Annotated in this window: 17 protein-coding genes; 8 read left to right on the top strand and 9 right to left on the bottom strand. The window is 68.2% G+C overall.

Annotated elements, in window-relative coordinates:
* Positions 1–47: 47 nt before the first annotated feature.
* Both AC1D2O_RS30405 and AC1D2O_RS30400 read left to right on the top strand, forming a co-directional pair.
* Positions 48–1,010 (top strand): hypothetical protein, encoded by a 963-nt coding sequence (locus tag AC1D2O_RS30405; RefSeq protein ID WP_478086180.1) that lies wholly within the window; start codon positions 48–50, stop codon positions 1,008–1,010.
* 41 nt (positions 1,011–1,051) lie between these two features.
* Entirely contained in the window at positions 1,052–1,468 is a 417-nt protein-coding gene (locus AC1D2O_RS30400) for an MAPEG family protein (protein ID WP_478086178.1), read from the top strand.
* Here AC1D2O_RS30400 and AC1D2O_RS30395 read toward each other — a convergent pair.
* The 3 genes from AC1D2O_RS30395 to AC1D2O_RS30385 form a co-directional block, all read right to left on the bottom strand.
* A complete protein-coding gene (locus tag AC1D2O_RS30395) occupies positions 1,425–2,438 on the bottom strand; it encodes an AraC family transcriptional regulator (RefSeq protein WP_478086177.1) in 1,014 nt (337 codons plus the stop codon). The two genes, AC1D2O_RS30400 and AC1D2O_RS30395, sit on opposite strands and share 44 nt — an antisense overlap.
* Positions 2,439–2,642: 204 nt before the next feature.
* On the bottom strand, positions 2,643–2,852 hold the full coding sequence (locus AC1D2O_RS30390) for a hypothetical protein (RefSeq protein ID WP_478086175.1): 210 nt from the start codon (positions 2,850–2,852) through the stop codon (positions 2,643–2,645).
* A 55-nt stretch (positions 2,853–2,907) separates the two neighbouring features.
* On the bottom strand, positions 2,908–3,744 hold the full coding sequence (locus AC1D2O_RS30385) for an isocitrate lyase/PEP mutase family protein (protein ID WP_478086174.1): 837 nt from the start codon (positions 3,742–3,744) through the stop codon (positions 2,908–2,910).
* A 173-nt stretch (positions 3,745–3,917) separates the two neighbouring features.
* Between AC1D2O_RS30385 and AC1D2O_RS30380 the strand changes: the two genes are divergently transcribed.
* The 5 genes from AC1D2O_RS30380 (at position 3,918) to AC1D2O_RS30360 (ending at position 8,475) form a co-directional block, all read left to right on the top strand.
* Positions 3,918–4,784, top strand: coding sequence for a branched-chain amino acid ABC transporter permease (locus AC1D2O_RS30380; RefSeq protein ID WP_478086173.1), 867 nt, complete (start codon positions 3,918–3,920; stop codon positions 4,782–4,784).
* Positions 4,784–5,791, top strand: a complete 1,008-nt coding sequence (locus tag AC1D2O_RS30375) for a branched-chain amino acid ABC transporter permease (RefSeq protein WP_478086171.1) — start codon at positions 4,784–4,786, stop codon at positions 5,789–5,791. The genes AC1D2O_RS30380 and AC1D2O_RS30375 overlap by 1 nt, the downstream gene beginning before the upstream one ends.
* A complete protein-coding gene (locus tag AC1D2O_RS30370) occupies positions 5,784–6,548 on the top strand; it encodes an ABC transporter ATP-binding protein (RefSeq protein ID WP_478086170.1) in 765 nt (254 codons plus the stop codon). Before AC1D2O_RS30375 ends, AC1D2O_RS30370 begins: the two co-directional genes overlap by 8 nt.
* Positions 6,535–7,242 carry an ABC transporter ATP-binding protein gene (locus tag AC1D2O_RS30365; RefSeq protein WP_478086169.1) on the top strand — a complete coding sequence of 236 codons (708 nt, stop codon included), beginning with the start codon at positions 6,535–6,537 and terminating at the stop codon, positions 7,240–7,242. Before AC1D2O_RS30370 ends, AC1D2O_RS30365 begins: the two co-directional genes overlap by 14 nt.
* 72 nt (positions 7,243–7,314) lie before the next feature.
* Entirely contained in the window at positions 7,315–8,475 is a 1,161-nt protein-coding gene (locus AC1D2O_RS30360) for an ABC transporter substrate-binding protein (RefSeq protein ID WP_478086168.1), read from the top strand.
* 19 nt (positions 8,476–8,494) lie between these two features.
* Here AC1D2O_RS30360 and AC1D2O_RS30355 read toward each other — a convergent pair whose 3' ends face one another.
* Both AC1D2O_RS30355 and AC1D2O_RS30350 read right to left on the bottom strand, forming a co-directional pair.
* Complete coding sequence (locus tag AC1D2O_RS30355) at positions 8,495–10,354, bottom strand: alkyl/aryl-sulfatase (RefSeq protein WP_478086166.1); 1,860 nt, start codon at positions 10,352–10,354, stop codon at positions 8,495–8,497.
* Positions 10,355–10,481: 127 nt separating this feature from the next.
* Positions 10,482–11,465 (bottom strand): Bug family tripartite tricarboxylate transporter substrate binding protein, encoded by a 984-nt coding sequence (locus AC1D2O_RS30350; RefSeq protein WP_478086165.1) that lies wholly within the window; start codon positions 11,463–11,465, stop codon positions 10,482–10,484.
* A gap of 97 nt (positions 11,466–11,562) precedes the next feature.
* On the opposite strand from AC1D2O_RS30350, the gene AC1D2O_RS30345 reads away from it, so the two are divergent.
* Complete coding sequence (locus AC1D2O_RS30345) at positions 11,563–12,453, top strand: LysR family transcriptional regulator (RefSeq protein WP_478158413.1); 891 nt, start codon at positions 11,563–11,565, stop codon at positions 12,451–12,453.
* 197 nt (positions 12,454–12,650) lie between these two features.
* Here the strand turns inward: AC1D2O_RS30345 and AC1D2O_RS30340 are convergent, their stop codons facing one another.
* The 4 genes from AC1D2O_RS30340 to AC1D2O_RS30325 all read right to left on the bottom strand — a co-directional run.
* Positions 12,651–14,216, bottom strand: coding sequence for a TolC family outer membrane protein (locus AC1D2O_RS30340; RefSeq protein ID WP_478158412.1), 1,566 nt, complete (start codon positions 14,214–14,216; stop codon positions 12,651–12,653).
* A 174-nt stretch (positions 14,217–14,390) separates the two neighbouring features.
* Positions 14,391–14,729: a rhodanese-like domain-containing protein gene (locus tag AC1D2O_RS30335; RefSeq protein ID WP_478094035.1), complete on the bottom strand. Its 339-nt coding sequence runs from the start codon at positions 14,727–14,729 to the stop codon at positions 14,391–14,393.
* A gap of 19 nt (positions 14,730–14,748) precedes the next feature.
* Positions 14,749–15,435 carry a protein-L-isoaspartate O-methyltransferase family protein gene (locus tag AC1D2O_RS30330; RefSeq protein WP_478094037.1) on the bottom strand — a complete coding sequence of 229 codons (687 nt, stop codon included), beginning with the start codon at positions 15,433–15,435 and terminating at the stop codon, positions 14,749–14,751.
* A 20-nt stretch (positions 15,436–15,455) separates the two neighbouring features.
* On the bottom strand, positions 15,456–15,788 hold a 333-nt coding region (locus tag AC1D2O_RS30325; protein ID WP_478158411.1), incomplete at its 5' end, for an efflux RND transporter permease subunit.

Genomic DNA, 15,788 nt, shown 5'->3' with positions numbered 1-15,788 from the left:
GCGCTTCGATCATGGAGGCTCCTTCAACGACTTTGAAAGAGGCCATCATGGAAACCGTCACCTCCGCGAACCAGTACTCGAAGGTCATCGCGAATTCCAAACGCATCCGCTGGGACATCGACAACGACGTCATCCGTGGCCGGCGATTCGATTTCGAGAAGACGTTCCTGCCGGCCGGCCTGTCGCTGGTGAACGAGCTGGATTTCATGACGCCCGATGCCCAGCGTCTGCTGAGCCAGGTGCAGGGTCGAAGCTACGCCTACATCTTCGGCCTGGTGGAGCGCTTCATCGGCGCCAAGGTGCTCGAGATCAGCCGGCAGCACGCGCTCGGCGACCAAATGGCCCTCGAGGCCCTGGTCCGCATGGCCGACGAGGAACTGAAGCACCAGGAGTTGTTCCGGCGCATGGAAACGATGATGGCCGCCGACATGCCGGCGGGATACGTGGCAACGGCCGATCCCAATGCCGTCGCGACAGCCGTGCTGAGCAAGAGCAGCTGGTCGGTCCTTGCGCTGACTCTGGACATCGAGCTCTTCACGCTGGCTCACTATCGCGCCAGCATCGAACCGCGGGACGACCTGTGCGAACTGTGGAAAGACGTCTTCCTGGCCCACTGGAAAGAGGAGTCGCAGCACGCCGTGCTGGACGAACTCGAGTTCCTTCGCGAGGACGCGCGCCTGAACGCCGCCGAACGCGACGCGGCCGTCGGCGACCTGATCGACCTGGTCGTGGCGGTCGACGGCATTCTCCAGGCTCAGGCGCGCGCCGATGCGACCTACTTCGAGTCGATGGCGGGCAAGCACTACGCCGATGCGCAACGAACCGCCATCGGCGAGGGGATCCTGAAGGCGTATCGCTGGCAGTACATCGTGTCGGGCGTGACGGCGCCGCGCTTCCAGAAGGTGCTCTTCAGCGTTCTCGATGACCGGCAGGTTGCCAGGGTGACGGATGCGCTCGGGCCGCTGCTCTACGCGATGCCCACGCCATCGTCCGCGGCGCTTCCCCAGTAGGGCGTCGCCATGCCCATCAGGGTCCACAACAGGAGACCGAGATGCTGCCGGAATTGATGCTGATGGGCTTCGCCGCCTGGACCCTGATCCTCCTGCTCACGACCGTGGGCGCCTACCGGTTGAGCCGGGTCTTCCGCGGTCGGGCGGGAATGGGCGATTTCCGGGCCGATCATGTCGAGGGGCAGGACTGGTACGTGCGCGCCATGCGCGCGCATGCGAACTGCGTCGAGAACCTGCCGGTGTTCGCGGTACTGGTCTTTGCGTTGCGCGCCTTCGGCATCGCCGATCCCGCGGTGGATGCGCTGTGCGTGGTCATCCTGGCGGCGCGGATCCCCCAGTCGCTGGTCCACGTCTGCTTGGCCCAGACGGATCGGGTGGTGTCGGTGCGCTTCACGTTGTTCTTCGTTCAGTTCCTCAGCTTCGGTGCGCTGATCGCATGGATCGCTTTCGGTCGTTGAGTTCAGACGGACCCTTGAGGTTGTGCTCGCGGCGCCAGGATGCCGGGGACATGCCGAATTCGCGCCTGAAGGCGCGGCTGAAGGCGGTATCGGTTTCATAGCCGACTTCCAGCGCGATGTGCATCATGCTCAAGGCGCTGCGTCGCAGCAGGTTCGACGCGAGCGCCATGCGCCACTTGCCGAGATATTGGATGGGGGGTTGTCCGACGAAGTGAGTGAATTTCTCGGCGAGAACCGACCGTGATGTTCCGGCCTCGCGTGCAAGGCTCTCGAGCGTCCACTGACTCGCCGGCTTCTCGTGCATGAGGGCGAGGCACTTGCCGACGGTGCGATCGCGCAAGCCCGCGAGCCAACCGGTCTGGCCCTCGGGCATCTGGGAAATGTATCGGCGCAATGTCTCGACCACCAGCACCTCGGACAATTTGGCCAGCACGCCTTCGCCACCGGGTTGCGTGGAAGCGGCCTCCGCCACCGCGTAGACAAAGGAACGCTCCACCCAGTCGGTCTTTTCGTCGTTCCTGAGCCTGACCGTCAACACCCTGGGCAGCGCCGCCAGGACCGGTCGGCAAAGGATCGGATCGCATGACAGATAGCCGCAGATGAAGCGGGTCGGCTCGCCGCCGCCGCCCAGCTGCAGTTCGTCGGGCCGCTCGCGCAACAGCGCACGCACGTCGAGCAGCGGCCCGGGCCCGGCCCGCCCTGACGAGGCCATCGTGTGGGCATCGCCATGCGGAAACAGGATGATGTCGCCGGCTTGCAGGTCCAGCGGCGGCATGCCGTCGAGCTTCACGGTGCACGAACCGTCCACGAAGAAATGGTAGAACAGCAGGCGCTCGGATCCCGCATTGATCTGCTTGGCCACCGCGTCCGCTTCCGGCGAAGCAAAACACCAGGGTGCGGTGAATCTGGCGTTGAAGAAGATCGCGCTGTTGAACTGCAGGATCTTCAAGACCTCGGACAAGGCATCCATATCGAATTCGCCTCCGCGGGAGCGTCGTCATTTGACCACCTTTCACCCGTATCGGGTGTCAAGGGGCGGTGAATCAGAAAGCGCGAACGACTCCAGTGGCGCGTCCGTCGGTGGCCTCGGCACGCGCGCCGAACCCCGAACGCCCCTTTCGAGTTTCAGCCGCGTCTCTTGGATCGCGCAAGGCACACCGCAATCGGGTGGAAATCAGCGCCTGAGCGATTCCGGCCGATGGGGCGGCGGCAGCAGGTAGCCGTCGCGGTAGAGGCCCTGGACCAGGCCGCTGACCCGGTCGTTGGAACGGGCCGTCACGAACTCCCGCTCGGAGGTCTGGTAGACCACGATGGTGCCGGGAAAGCGCTTGCTCAGCGTGCGGGCGACGCCGGTCGCCTGGCTGGAGGTCGGGTAGGTGTTCATGAGAACCTTATCGGCATCCCGCCTGAATGCTGAAGGGCGCGGCAGGCCCTTCGCCTCAAGGCTGCCGGTCCGCGGTCTTGAAGAACGCGTTGAGTTCGTTGCCGGATGCGGCGTCGGCGAAGCCGTCGAAGCGCCCCTGCTCGGCGATGCCGCGCGCGGCCCGAATGAACCCGCCCCAGGCCGAGCGCGCCATGGCGCCGCCGACGCTGACCCTGCGCACGCCGAGCGCCTCGATGTCCTGCAGCGTGAAGTCGCTGGCCGCTCCGACCAGCAGGTTGACCGGCTTCGGCGCCACCGCGGCCACCACGGCGGCGATCTGTTCGCGCGTGCGAATGCCCGGCGCGTAGAGGCAATCGGCGCCGGCTTCCGCATAGGCCTTCAGGCGGGCGATGGCGTCGTCCAGGTCGGGGCGTCCGGCGAAGAAGTTCTCCGCCCGCCCCACCAGCAGGACATCGCCGCCGGCCTCGTCGATGGCCGCGCGCGCGGCGCGCATGCGCGCGACCGCGACGTCGATGTCATGCAGCGGATGGGCGGGGTCGCCGGTCGAGTCCTCGATCGACAGCCCCGCCACGCCGGTGGCCGCCGCCATCCGGACGCTCTCTGCAACGCCTTGCGGATCGGCGCCGAAACCGCTCTCGAAGTCGGCGTTCACGGGCAGGTCGGTCGCCGCCACGATGTCCCGCAGATGGGCCAGCACCGCGTCGCGCGAGAGGGCGCCGTCGGGCCGGCCCTGCGACCAGGCACAACCCGAACTGGTGGTCGCCAGCGCCTTGAATCCCAGGCCTTCGAGATAGCGCGCGCTGCCCACGTCCCAGGGATTGGGCAGCACGAAGAAGCCCTTGGCGTGGAGGGCGCGAAAGTCGGTGCGTTTGTCGGCAATGGTGCGTGTCATGGAAGCCTCCTGGCGCCGCATTCTGCACCCTACCGCCGGGTAGGAGCGCGAGTCTCCAAGGCGACGCGGACCCCGGAGAAACCTTAGTCGGCGTCATCGGACTCCCTTCCACAATGGCCCGGCGCGTTCGATGCCGCCGCGGCTGCATCGCCTGGGTCACACCGAGGAATCATGTGGAAATGTTCTTTCAGCAACTCCTGAACGGCCTCACCGTCGGGGGCGTCTACAGCCTGGTGGCGCTGGGCCTGACGCTGGTCTACGGCATCCTGCACGTGCCGAACTTCGCCCATGGCGCGTTCTACATGTCGGGCGCCTTCGCAGGCTACTACCTGATGGCCAAGCTGGGCCTCAACTACTGGCTGGCGATGGCCGGCGCGGCGGCCATCGTGGCGGCGATCTCGATGCTGACGCAGCGGCTGGTGTTCCACCCGCTGCGCAACGCGCCGGAACTGCACGACATGATCGCGGCCATCGGCGTGCTGCTGTTCCTCGAGGCCGGTGCGCAGGCCCTGTTCGGGGCCGACTTCCACCGCATGCCCACGCCCTACGGGCAGGTCGTCGAGGTCTTCGGCCTCACGGCGCCCCTGCAGCGGCTGCTGATCATCGCCGGCGCCTTCGGCCTCATGGTGCTGCTGCACCTGTTCCTGAACCACACGGTGATCGGCTCGACCATCATCGCGATGGCGCAGAACCGCGACGGCGCCGCGCTCGTCGGCATCGACGCCACGCGCGTGACGCTGCTGGTGTTCGCGATCTCGGGTGCGCTGGCCGCGGTCGCCGCGGTGCTCTATGCGCCGATCAACCTGGTGTACCCGGCGATGGGCAACCTGGTGATCACCAAGGCCTTCGTGATCATCATCCTGGGCGGCATGGGCAGCTTCCCGGGGGCCATCGTCGGCGGGTTGATCATCGGCATGGCCGAGAGCTTCGGCGGCTTCTACTTCTCGACCGACTACAAGGACATCATCGCCTTCGTGCTGCTGGTGGTGATCCTGTCGTTCCGCCCGCAGGGCCTGTTCACCGCGAAAGGAGCGCGCTGATGAACTGGCTCCAAGGAAAGACCGGCTGGGCCCTGCTGGCCGCGGCGGCGCTCGTGTTCCCGCTGTTCGCGCAGAACAACTACCTGATCTCGGTGGCGACGCAGGCCTTCATCATGGCAATCGCCGCGCTGGGGCTGAACCTCATCACCGGCTACACCGGGCAGTTCAATCTGGCGCACGGCGCCTTCATGGCGGTCGGCGCCTACACGGTGGGCATCCTGACGGTCGACCACCAGGTGCCGTTCTGGATCGCCTTCATGGCGGCCGGCCTGGTGACCGCGGTGCTGGGCTTCTTCATCGGCCTGCTGTCGCTGCGGCTCAAGGGCCATTACTTCTCGATCTTCACGCTGTGCGTGAGCTACATCATGTTCCTGCTGATCGAGAAGTGGGAGAGCCTGACCCACGGGCCGGTCGGCATCATGGGCATCCCGGCGCCGACCGGCATCGGGCCGCTGCAGTTCGGCACGCCGCTGTCGCAGTACTACCTGGTGCTGGCCTTCCTGGCGCTCGGGCTCTGGATCATGGCGCGCATCGTGCGCTCGCTGCTGGGCCGCAGCTTCATGGCGGTGCGCAACAGCGACGACCTGGCCGAGGCGCTGGGCATCGACCTGATGCGCACCAAGACGCTGTCCTTCGTGCTGTCGGTGGTCTATGCCGGCTTCGCCGGCGCGCTGTACGCGGGCCAGGTGCGCTTCCTCGGCCCCGACCTGGCGAGCGAAGCCGTGACCTTCGACCTCGTCATGTTCGTGCTGGTCGGCGGCATCGGCACGCTGCTCGGGCCGCTGCTCGGCACCTTCCTGGTCACCTGGCTCACGCAGAGCCTTCAGTTCCTGCAGGACTACCGCATGGTGGTGTTCGGCCCGGTGCTGATCGCCCTGATCATCTTCCTGCCGGACGGCATCGTCGGCACCTGGCTCAAGCGCCGGGCCCAGCGCGCGGATGCGGCGAAGGCGGCCCAGGCGGACCGCACGGGCGCGGTCGCCCAGGAGGCGCAGACCCATGCTTGAAATCGAATCGCTGACCAAGCAGTTCTTCGGGCTCACCGCGGTCGACAACGTGTCGACCCGCTTCGAACGGGGCCAGGTGAGCGCCATCATCGGACCCAACGGCGCCGGCAAGACCACCTTCTTCAACCTGGTGGCGGGCACGCACAAGCCGAGCTCGGGGCGCATCCGCTTCAACGGCCAGGACGTGACCGGCATGCGGCCCGATCACGTGGCGCGGCTGGGCATCGCGCGCACCTTCCAGACCACCCACCTGTTCGACCACGCCACCGTGCTCGACAACCTGATCGTCGGCCACCGCCTGCGCACGAAGTCGGGCCTGTGGGACGTGCTCGCCAACACGCGCCGGCTGCAGCAGGAAGAGCGCCTGTGCCGCGACAGGGCGCAGGAGGCGCTCGATTTCGTCGGCCTGTCGCATGTCGCCCACCGCATCGCGGCCGACATCACGCAGGAGGAGCGCAAGCGCGTCGCCTTCGCGCTGGCGCTGGCCACCGACCCGGAGTTGCTGCTGCTCGACGAGCCGGCCGGCGGCGTGAACCCCGAGGAGACCGTGGGCCTCGCGGTCCTGATCCGCAAGCTGGTGGACCACGGCAAGACGGTCTGCCTGATCGAGCACAAGATGGACATGATCATGCGACTGGCCGACAAGATCGTCGTGCTCAACAACGGCGCCAAGATCGCCGAAGGCACGCCGGAGCAGATCCGGCGCGACCCGCAGGTGATCGAAGCCTACCTGGGAGCCGACCATGTTGCGGTTTGACGGCGTCGACCTGCACTACGGCAGCTTCCGCGCGCTCTCCGGCGTGACGCTGCACGCGGCACCGGGCGAGCTGGTGGTGCTGCTGGGCGCCAACGGCGCCGGCAAGACCTCGATCTTCATGGCCGCCAGCGGCATCCACAAGCCGAGCGCCGGCAGCATCCGCTTCGGCGAGCGCGAGCTGGTCGGCCAGCGGCCGGCGCAGATCGTCGCCTCGGGGCTGGTGCATTGTCCCGAGGGCCGCAAGCTGTTCCCGATGATGTCGGTGAAGAAGAACCTCGTGCTCGGCGCCTACGTGCACCGGCGCGACACGGCCGGCATCCAGCGCTCGCTCGACGAGGTGTTCGAGCTCTTCCCGGTCCTCGCGCAGAAGCAGGACCATCCGGCCGGCTCGCTCTCGGGCGGCCAGCAGCAGATGGTGGCGATCGGCCGCGCCTTGCTCGGCCGGCCGAAGCTGCTGCTGCTCGACGAGCCCTCGCTGGGCCTCGCGCCGCTGATCGTCAAGCAGGTGTTCGAGGTCATCCAGCGCATCAACCAGGCCGGCACCACGGTGCTGCTGGCCGAGCAGAACGCGTACTCGGCGCTGGCCATCGCGCACCGCGCCTACGTGATCGAGCGCGGCCACATCGCGCTCGAAGGCGACCGCGACTCGCTGCTGCACAACGAGGCGGTGCGCGCCGCTTATATCGGAGCCTGAGACCTTGCTCTGTCCTCAACCGATCAGAACCCATCCCTTCATTGCATCGTTCAACCACCTGGAGACACCCGTATGAAAAGAAACGCCTTGCCCCTCGTCGCCGCGCTCGCGGCTGCCTTCGGCGCCGGCGCCGCATTCGCGCAGGACACCGTCAAGATCGGCTTCACCGGCCCCTTGAGCGGCGGCGCCGCGCTGTACGGCAAGAACGTGGTCAACGGCATGGAGATGGCCATCAAGGAGATCAACGCCGCGGGCCTCGAGGTCGCCGGCAAGAAGGTCAAGCTCGAGCTGGTGGCGCTGGACGACAAGTACGCGCCGGCCGAGGCCGCGATCAACGCCCGGCGCCTGGTGCAGCAGTACCAGAGCCCGGCGGTGTTCGTGCCGCACTCGGGCGGCATCTACGCGATGCAGGCCTTCAACGAGCAGGAGAAGTTCATCGTGATGGCGTACTCGAGCACGCCGAAGATCACCGAGACCGGCAACAAGCTCACGATCCGCATCCCGCCGACCTTCAACTCCTACATCGAGCCCTTCACGAGCTACGAGATGAAGAAGTTCGGCAAGAAGGTCGGCATGCTGCCGGGCGACCACGAGTACGCCAAGAACTGGACCCAGCTCTTCGGCCCGGCCTGGGAAAAGGCCGGCGGCACGATCGCCTCCAACAACCCGATGTCCTACAACCGCTCGGCCGACTTCTACAGCGGCGTGAGCCGCGTGCTGGCCGAGAAGCCCGACGTGCTGTTCGTCGGCGGCCCGTCGGAGCCGACCGCGCTGGTGGTCAAGCAGGCGCGCGAACTGGGCTTCAAGGGCGGCTTCCTGATCATGGACCAGGCCAAGCTGGACGAGATGGCGAAGGTCACCGGTGGCCTGGCGCCGCTCGAGGGTTCGATCGGCGTATTGCCGGTCTCGTATGACGAACGGGTCGGCCCGAAGACATTCGCCGCGGCCTACCGCAAGGCCTATGGCGCCGACAAGGACCCGACCACCGAGTCTTCCTACAACTACACGCTGACGCACGCGCTGGCCAGCGCCATGAAGCTCGCCGGCACCACCACCGATGCGGCCGCGATCCGCGCCAAGATCGGCGAGGCGCTCACCAAGATGGCGAAGGAAACCAACGCCGGCGAGTTCAAGGGCGTCGATGCCGTCGGCGGCACCATCGTCGACCCGCTGGTCGCCACCGTCGAAGGCGGCAAGATCAAGCCGGTGAACCTGAGCGAGCTGGCCAAGTAGCGGCCTGCCGCCCGCGGTCTCAGGGTTCGACGACGTTGAACATCGGTTCGAACTCGTCGAGCATGCCGAGCAGCGCGTAGACCCGCGACGCCTCGCCCTCCACCGCGATCTGGCCGGCCTCGATGCCGCTCGCGATCGCGGCCGCGATGCCGGACTCATCGGCGAGCAGGCCGGCGAGCCGGTCGCGGCTCACCGCGATGGAGGCGTCGGCGGCGGCGCCGGGCTCGCAGCGCCGGTAGGTCAGGGCGGCGTTGGCCAGCGTCAGCATCCAGGACTCGCCGGCGTCGACGATGTGCCAGGCGAGGCCCAGGTGGTGGCCGCTCGCGCGTTCGGCGACCAGCCGGATCGCCAGGCAGTCGAGGAACATCTCCATCGGCACCGCCTTCAGCAGGTCGTAGCTCAGGCTGCGGCGCTTCGCCGCCGGCACGCCCAGGCGCAGCTCGCGCGCCGCCAGCAGGTAGGCGTTGCGCCAGGTCGCCGATTCGCTGGCGAAGCCCAGCGCCTCGAGCGACGCCGCACAGAGCGCGCGCGCGGCCTGGTTGCCGGGCTCGGCGAACACCAGATGGCTCGTGACCTCGGCGACCCAGCGGTGCTCGCCGCGCTGGAAGTCGGCCTGCGCGCGTTCGAGCAGCGCGGCAGCACCGCCCATGTAGGCCACGTAGCGCGTGCCGGCCTCGACCGGCGGCAGCGCATGCAGCCGCGACGGGTTGCCGTCGTACCAGCCCAGGTAGTGCTGCACCACGGCCTTGACGTTGTGCACCAGCGTGCCGTAGTAGCCCTGCGCATGCTCGACGTCGACCAGCTCGGGCGGCAGCCGCAGCGCTTCCGCGATCTCGATCGCGGTCTGCCCCTTGTTCATGAGCCGCACGGTCTGGTCGTGCACGTATTTGTAGAGGTCGCGTTGCTGGGCGATGAAGCGCGTCAGCGTGTCGTTGCCCCAGGTGGGCCAGTTGTGCTGCGCGAAGACCACGTCCGAATGCGGCGCGAACTCGTGCAGCGCCTCGTCGAGGTAGCGCGACCACAGGCGCGCATCGCGCACCTGGGCGCCGCGCAGCGGACACAGGTTGTGCATGGTGTGCTGGCCCAGCTCGGCGAGGTTCAGCGCCCGCAGCTGCGGAAAGAAGAAGAACATCTCCGATGGCGCCTCGCTCTCGGGGGCCAGCGCGAAGACGATCTCGACGCCGTCGACCACGTGGCGTTCGCGCTCCTTCTCGATCGTGCGGGTGGGCGGGATCAGGGTCACGGTGCCGTGCGGCAGGCTCTTGCCGAGGCCGCAGTCGACCTGGCCGCAGACGCCACGCTGCAGCGTGTGGCCGAACTGGAACTGCGAGCGCCGCGACATCGCATTGCCGGCGATCATGTTCTCGGCCACGGTGTGCCAGAGGAAGCCGGCCGGCGCGATGATCGGCACGCCCAGGCGAATCGCCTCCTGCTCGTCGATGACGCCGCGCACGCCTCCGAAATGGTCGACATGGCTGTGGCTGTAGATCACGGCCGTGACGGGCCGGTCGCCGCGCTGCTCGCGGTACAGCCTGAGCGCCGCCGCCGCGGTCTCGGCGCAGGTCAGCGGGTCGATGAGGATGACGCCGCGCTCGCCCTCGACGATCGTCATGTTGGCGAGGTCGAAGCCGCGCACCTGGTAGATGCGCTCGCACACTTCGAACAGGCCGTGCGTCATGTTGCGGCGGGCCTGCTGCCAGAGACCGGGGTGTACCGTCGGCGCCGGTTCTTCGGCTTCGAGGAACTCGTAGCCGGCCAGGGTCCAGACGACGCGCCCGGCGGCGTCGCGGATCTCGGCGTTCGGCCAGGTCGCGACGAAGCCGCGGGTGGTGGGGTCTTCGAGCTCGACGTCGTCGAGGAAAGCGTTGGTCGTCTGCATCGTTGTCTCAAGGTCCAAGTGAAGGGCTCCGCAATGCGGGGAATACCGCGGAACCGGCTTTGCCGGGCCGCTGGTATTGCCCCCTGGAAGGGGGTGGGCGGCTACACGAAGTGAGCCAACCTGAGGGTCAGTCCAATCTGGCGCCCGAGACTTTGACAAGCCGCTCCCACACCGGCCAGGCGGCGTCGTAGCTCTGGTGGAACTGCTCCGGCGTGCTGCCCATCGGCGCCATGCCCAGCATCTCGAAGCGCTTGACCAGCTCGGGCGAGGCCAGCGCCTGCTGCGCGGCCTGCTGCAGCCGCGCGACCACCGGCTTCGGCGTGCCCTGCGGCACGGCCAGCGCGAGCCAGCCCGACATCCGGTACTCGGCATCGGCGAAGCCCGCCTCGGCGAAGGTCGGCAGGTTCGGCATCTGGAGCATGCGCTGCTCGCCGGTGATCGCGAGCGCGCGCAGCTTGCCGCCGTCGAGGTAGGGCTTGGCCGAGACGATGCTCGCGAAGGTGAAGCTGAGCTGGCCGCCGACCAGGTCCTGCAGCATCGGCGCCTCGCCCTTGTAGGCGATGTGCGTGATGCCGGCCTTCCAGGACTGCGCCATGTGCGCGCAGGCCAGGTGCGGGTACGAGCCCGCACCCCACGAGCCGCAGTTGCCGCCGGCGGCCGAGCCGCGCATCTCGCGCTGCAGGTCGGCGACGTTCTGGATCCGCGACGCCGCCGGCACCAGCAGCATCAGCGGCGCGGTGGCGATCTGCGTCACCAGGGCCAGTTCCTTGTGCGGGTCGTAGGGCAGCTTCTCGTAGAGGAACTGGTTGGTCAGGAGCGACTGCGTGAGCCCGACCAGCACCGTGTAGCCGTCCGGCGCCGCCTTGGCCACCGCCGTGGTGCCGAGGATGCCGCCGGCGCCGGGCTTGTTGTCGATGATCACCGGCTGGCCGAGCTGCCGCGTCATCTGCTCGGCCAGCGAGCGCGCGACCACGTCCGTGCCGCCGCCGGCCGCATAGGGCACGACCATCGTCACGGCCTTGCGCGGATAGTCCGGCGACTGGGCCTGCGCCTGCCAGCCGAGGCCCGCCAGCAGGAGGCCGGCCAGCCGCCACTTGATTGCCGTCTTCATCGCGTCTCCTTCATTGCTTGAATGGCGCCTATTCTGGGCAATGGAGAATCTGATAGCCAATGCAAAATAGGGCTTTCAATTTGTACTGGAGCGCAAAATGCAGCTGCGCCAGCTTCAGCACCTGATCGCGCTCGCCGAGCAGGGCAGCTTCGGCCGCGCCGCCGAGGCGGTGCACCTGTCGCAGCCGGCGCTGTCGCGCAGCATCGACAAGCTCGAGGAAGACCTGCAGGCGCGGTTGGTCGACCGTGCCTACGGCCAGGTGCGCTTCACCGCCGCGGGCGAGCTGGTGCTGGCACGCGCCAGGGAGCTCATGGCCGATGCCGCGCAGGTGCGGCGCGACGTCCTGCTGCTGCAGGGCCTGTCGACCGGCAGCCTGCAGGTGGGGCTCGGCCCCTTCGCCGCCGGCATGCTGGGCCGGCCGGCCCTGTCGCTGATGACGCAGCGCTATCCGCAGCTCGTGGTGCGCATCGAGGTGGCCGATCCCAATTCACTGTGCGATCGGCTGCACCGGCGCCAGCTCGACCTGTTCGTCGCCGATACGCGCGACCTGAAGAAGCAGCCGGGGCTGCAGATGAAGCGGCTGCCCAACGTGTCGGTGTCCTTCTTCGTGCGGCCGAAGCACCCGCTGCTGGCGCTCGGGGAGGTGACGCTCGACCAGGCGATGGACTATCCGGTGGCCAGTCCCAACCTGCCGTTGGGCGTGAACGCCCATTTCGACAAGCAGGTGAAGCGGATCGATCGCCCCGTGTTCAACATCGTCTGCGACGACCTGGGGACGCTCAGGCACCTGGCTCTGACCGCCAGCGCGGTGATCCTCGCGCCCGACACGGCGGGCCTCAACCACGGCACCGAATCGCTGCTGCGGCTGCCGATCAAGCGGCTGACCCGCATGCAGACGCACTACAGCATCGTGATGCTCGCCAACCGCACGCTGTCGCCGGCGGCGCTTGCGTTCACGAGCCTGGTCCGCGACATGATGGAGGCTTGAGAGCCCCCACGCTCCCCCGCTGCGCGTGGGTCGCTGCCCCCCGAGGGGGTCAGCAGGCCGCCAGTCAGCGCGAAGCGCGGACTTCGCCGCGCGGGCGGCCCGGCGCCGGCCTGACTGGGCCCCCACGCTCCCTCACTTCGTGTGGTCGCTGCCCCCCGAGGGGGCCGCAGGCCGCCTTGGGGCGGCCCGGCGCCGGCCTAGCGCGCAGGCTGCGGAGGCAGGACGATCTGGGGCGGCGGAGGCGGCACCGGCATCGTCGGCGGCTGGGGATTGAAGGGCGGCGTGATCACGGGCGGAATCACGGGAATGGCCGACGGCACCGGCGTCGGCAGCGAGGAGGGCGGCACCGGCACCGGGCTGCGCGTGGCGGCCGACGGCTGGGTCGGCGAGGCCTCGCTCTGGACGCTGGCGCGGCCGCCGATCGCGAGCGTGTCGTTGATCGCGTTCAAGTCGTCGGCGCTCAGCGTGCCGTTGGCCTGGCGCAGCTTGAGGTTGCCCACCAGCACGTTGTAGCGCGCCACCGCGAGGTCGCGCTTGGTCTGGAACAGCTGGGCCTGGGAGTTGAGCACGTCGATGTTGATGCGCACGCCCACCTGGTAGCCGAGCCGGTTGGCGTCGAGTGCGCTCTGGCTGGAGGCCTCTGCAGCTTCCAGCGCCTTCACCTGGCCCGCACCCGAGATCAGCCCCAGGTAGGCCGAGCGCGTGGCCTGCGAGACGCTGCGGCGCGTCGACTCCAGCGTCTGGCGCGAGTTCTCTTCGAGCGCCAGCGTTTCCTTGACGCGGTTCTCGGTTGCAAAGCCCGCGAACAGCGGCATGTTGAACACCACCGCGATGCTCGCGGCGTTCACGCGTACCTTGCCGGTGGTCGTGCTGGTGGTGGTGCCGTTCGGGTTGTTCGTGACGTTGTAGCCCAGCTGCGCATCGAGCGTGGGCTTGTGGCCGGCCTGGGCCTTGTCGACCTCGAGCTTCGCCACTTCGAGGCCCAGCCGTGCCTGGTCGATGGCCGGATGCGCGTCTTCGGCCTGGGTGACCCAGGCATTGATGTCGGCCGGCAGCACCGTCGGCAGCGCCACCGGTGCGGCCAGCGGGATCGGCTGGGTGCCGGGGCGGCCGACCAACTGGTCGAGCACGATCTTCTTGACCTGCAGGTCGTTCTCGGCCGCGATCTCCTGGGCCAGGACCAGGTCGTAGCGGGCCTGGGCCTCGCGCGTGTCGGTGATGGTCGAAGTGCCGACCTCGAAGTTGCGCTTGGCCGAGGCGAGCTGCTCGGCCACGCCGATCTTCTGCGCCCGCACCAGGGCCAGGCTGTCCTGGCTCGACAGGACATCGAAATAGGCCTGGCTCACGCGGACCACGAGGTCCTGCTCGGCGATCCTGAGGACGTCCTCGGCGATCGTGACCTGGCGCTTGCTCTGCTCGTAGGCGGCCCAGTTGGCGGGCCGGTAGAGCGGCTGCGTGGCGTTGATGCCGGCGGCCTGCGTCGGGATGCCGCGGTTGAGAAAGGCGTTGTCGGTCGAGAGTTCCTGATGAGTGGCCGTGGCGTTGCCCGACAGCCCCACCGCCGGCAGGATGCCGGCCTTGGCCTGCGCGGCCCGTGCCAGGTTGGCGTCGTACTGCGCCCGTGCCCCCTGGTAGGTGGCGTCATAGCCGCGTGCCGCGTCGTAGAGTTCGATCAGGCTCTGGCCATGGGCCGGCAGCGCGAAAGCCGCTGCGAACACCGTCGCGAGCGCTGCCGAAAGAGGAAGTGGCCTGGGCACGGGCATGAAGCGTCCTTGGGGATTCAAAATTGATGACTCGGTGGCGAGAACTCAGCGCTGCCCGCAACGCATCAAACCGGCGCAGCCCAATTCCAGAGATACCGCGGAACCGGCTTTGCCGGGCCGCTGGTATCGCCCCCTTGAGGGGGAGGCGCCGCAGGCGCTTCGGGGGTGTTTCATCTAGTACCGGGGGATGGCCGGGTCCTGCTGGGCAGACCAGGCATCGATGCCGCCGGCGATGTTCGCCACCTCGTCGAAACCGTTCTGCGCCAGGAAGGCGGCCACGCGCTGGCTGCGCCCGCCGTGGTGGCACAGGCAGGCGATGCGCTGGCCCGGGTCGAGTTCGCTGACGCGCGCCGGGATCTCGTTCATCGGGATCGTCGCCAGCGTGAAGCCCTGTGGCACCACGCTCGCGGTCTTGAGCTCCCACGGCTCGCGCACGTCGAGCACCACCGGCCTCGCGTTCGGGTTCCTGGCGAACCAGTCGGCAAGCTCGGCCGGGCGGATTTGATCGATCATGAAAGACAGGAGTTGGGGTTCAGAAGTTGAAGCGCGAGGGCGCGGGGAAGTTCAGCAGGCGCGGCGCGACCGTGTCCCACGGCTGAAGCACGTCCCACTTGCCTTCGCCGGTGCGGGTCACGAAATGGGCGCGCATCATGGGTTCGTCGCCGACCACGGCCGCCAGCCGGCCGCCCATGTTCAGCGAGCCCAGCAGGCCTTGCGGAATGCGGGCCACCGATCCGCTCAGCACGATGACGTCGAAGGTCGGGCCGCTGGCCAGCGGCGTGGCGCCGTCGGCGTTGCGCACCTCGACGTTCATCACGCCATTGCGACGCAGCTTCTGGGCGGCGCCGGCGGCCAGGCCGGGATCGATCTCCAGCGTCAGCACCTGGGCCGCGCGGTGGGCCAGCAGGGCGGCCATGAAGCCGGAGCCGGTGCCGATCTCGAGCACGGTTTCATGCTTCTGGATGTGCAGGTCCTGCAGCATGCGCGCCTCGACCTTGGGCGAGAGCATGCGCTGGCCGGGTTCCCTGGCCGTGCTTGCGCCTTCGAGCGGGATCTCCATGTCGAAGAAGGCCAGGGCGCGGTGCGCCTCGGGCACGTAGTCCTCGCGCCGGATCTGGGCCAGCAGGTCGAGGATGTCGAGATCGAGCACGTCCCAGGGTCGGATCTGCTGTTCGATCATGTTGAAGCGCAGGCGCTCCAGTGTCGGGGTGGGGTTCATGGGGTCTCTCCTCGGGGGACTCAGGACAAACTTTCGATTTTAGGCGCCGGACCGGCGGCTTCTTCGGCCACCGCCTTCGGCTTGCCGGCCCAGCGGCGACGAGCCCAGTTGGCCAGGTCGTCCATGTAGCAATAGACGACCGGCACCACCACCAGCGTCAGCAGCGACGAGGTGATGACGCCGCCGATCACGGCCTGGCCCATCGGCGCGCGCTGCTCGGAGCCTTCGCTCACGGCGAAGGCCAGCGGCACCATGCCGAAGATCATCGCCAGCGTGGTCATGAGGATCGGGCGCAGCCGCACGCGGGCCGCCAGCAGCAGGGCCTCGGCGCGCGGCAGCCCCGGGATCGGCGC

The organism is Variovorax sp. P1_G12 (assembly GCF_056405555.1).
The sequence above is the reverse complement of the archived record's forward strand: the minus strand, read 5'-3'. Positions and strand labels throughout refer to the sequence as shown.

Bases quoted from the DNA above. Each gene is read 5' to 3' on its own strand.
- AC1D2O_RS30405 (WP_478086180.1), top strand. From the start codon at position 48: ATGGAAACCGTCACCTCCGCGAACCAGTACTCGAAGGTCATCGCGAAT.
- AC1D2O_RS30400 (WP_478086178.1), top strand. From the start codon at position 1,052: ATGCTGCCGGAATTGATGCTGATGGGCTTCGCCGCCTGGACCCTGATC.
- AC1D2O_RS30395 (WP_478086177.1), bottom strand. From the start codon at position 2,438: ATGGATGCCTTGTCCGAGGTCTTGAAGATCCTGCAGTTCAACAGCGCG.
- AC1D2O_RS30390 (WP_478086175.1), bottom strand. From the start codon at position 2,852: ATGAACACCTACCCGACCTCCAGCCAGGCGACCGGCGTCGCCCGCACG.
- AC1D2O_RS30385 (WP_478086174.1), bottom strand. From the start codon at position 3,744: ATGACACGCACCATTGCCGACAAACGCACCGACTTTCGCGCCCTCCAC.
- AC1D2O_RS30375 (WP_478086171.1), top strand. From the start codon at position 4,784: ATGAACTGGCTCCAAGGAAAGACCGGCTGGGCCCTGCTGGCCGCGGCG.
- AC1D2O_RS30370 (WP_478086170.1), top strand. From the start codon at position 5,784: ATGCTTGAAATCGAATCGCTGACCAAGCAGTTCTTCGGGCTCACCGCG.
- AC1D2O_RS30365 (WP_478086169.1), top strand. From the start codon at position 6,535: ATGTTGCGGTTTGACGGCGTCGACCTGCACTACGGCAGCTTCCGCGCG.
- AC1D2O_RS30360 (WP_478086168.1), top strand. From the start codon at position 7,315: ATGAAAAGAAACGCCTTGCCCCTCGTCGCCGCGCTCGCGGCTGCCTTC.
- AC1D2O_RS30355 (WP_478086166.1), bottom strand. From the start codon at position 10,354: ATGCAGACGACCAACGCTTTCCTCGACGACGTCGAGCTCGAAGACCCC.
- AC1D2O_RS30350 (WP_478086165.1), bottom strand. From the start codon at position 11,465: ATGAAGACGGCAATCAAGTGGCGGCTGGCCGGCCTCCTGCTGGCGGGC.
- AC1D2O_RS30345 (WP_478158413.1), top strand. From the start codon at position 11,563: ATGCAGCTGCGCCAGCTTCAGCACCTGATCGCGCTCGCCGAGCAGGGC.
- AC1D2O_RS30340 (WP_478158412.1), bottom strand. From the start codon at position 14,216: ATGCCCGTGCCCAGGCCACTTCCTCTTTCGGCAGCGCTCGCGACGGTG.
- AC1D2O_RS30335 (WP_478094035.1), bottom strand. From the start codon at position 14,729: ATGATCGATCAAATCCGCCCGGCCGAGCTTGCCGACTGGTTCGCCAGG.
- AC1D2O_RS30330 (WP_478094037.1), bottom strand. From the start codon at position 15,435: ATGAACCCCACCCCGACACTGGAGCGCCTGCGCTTCAACATGATCGAA.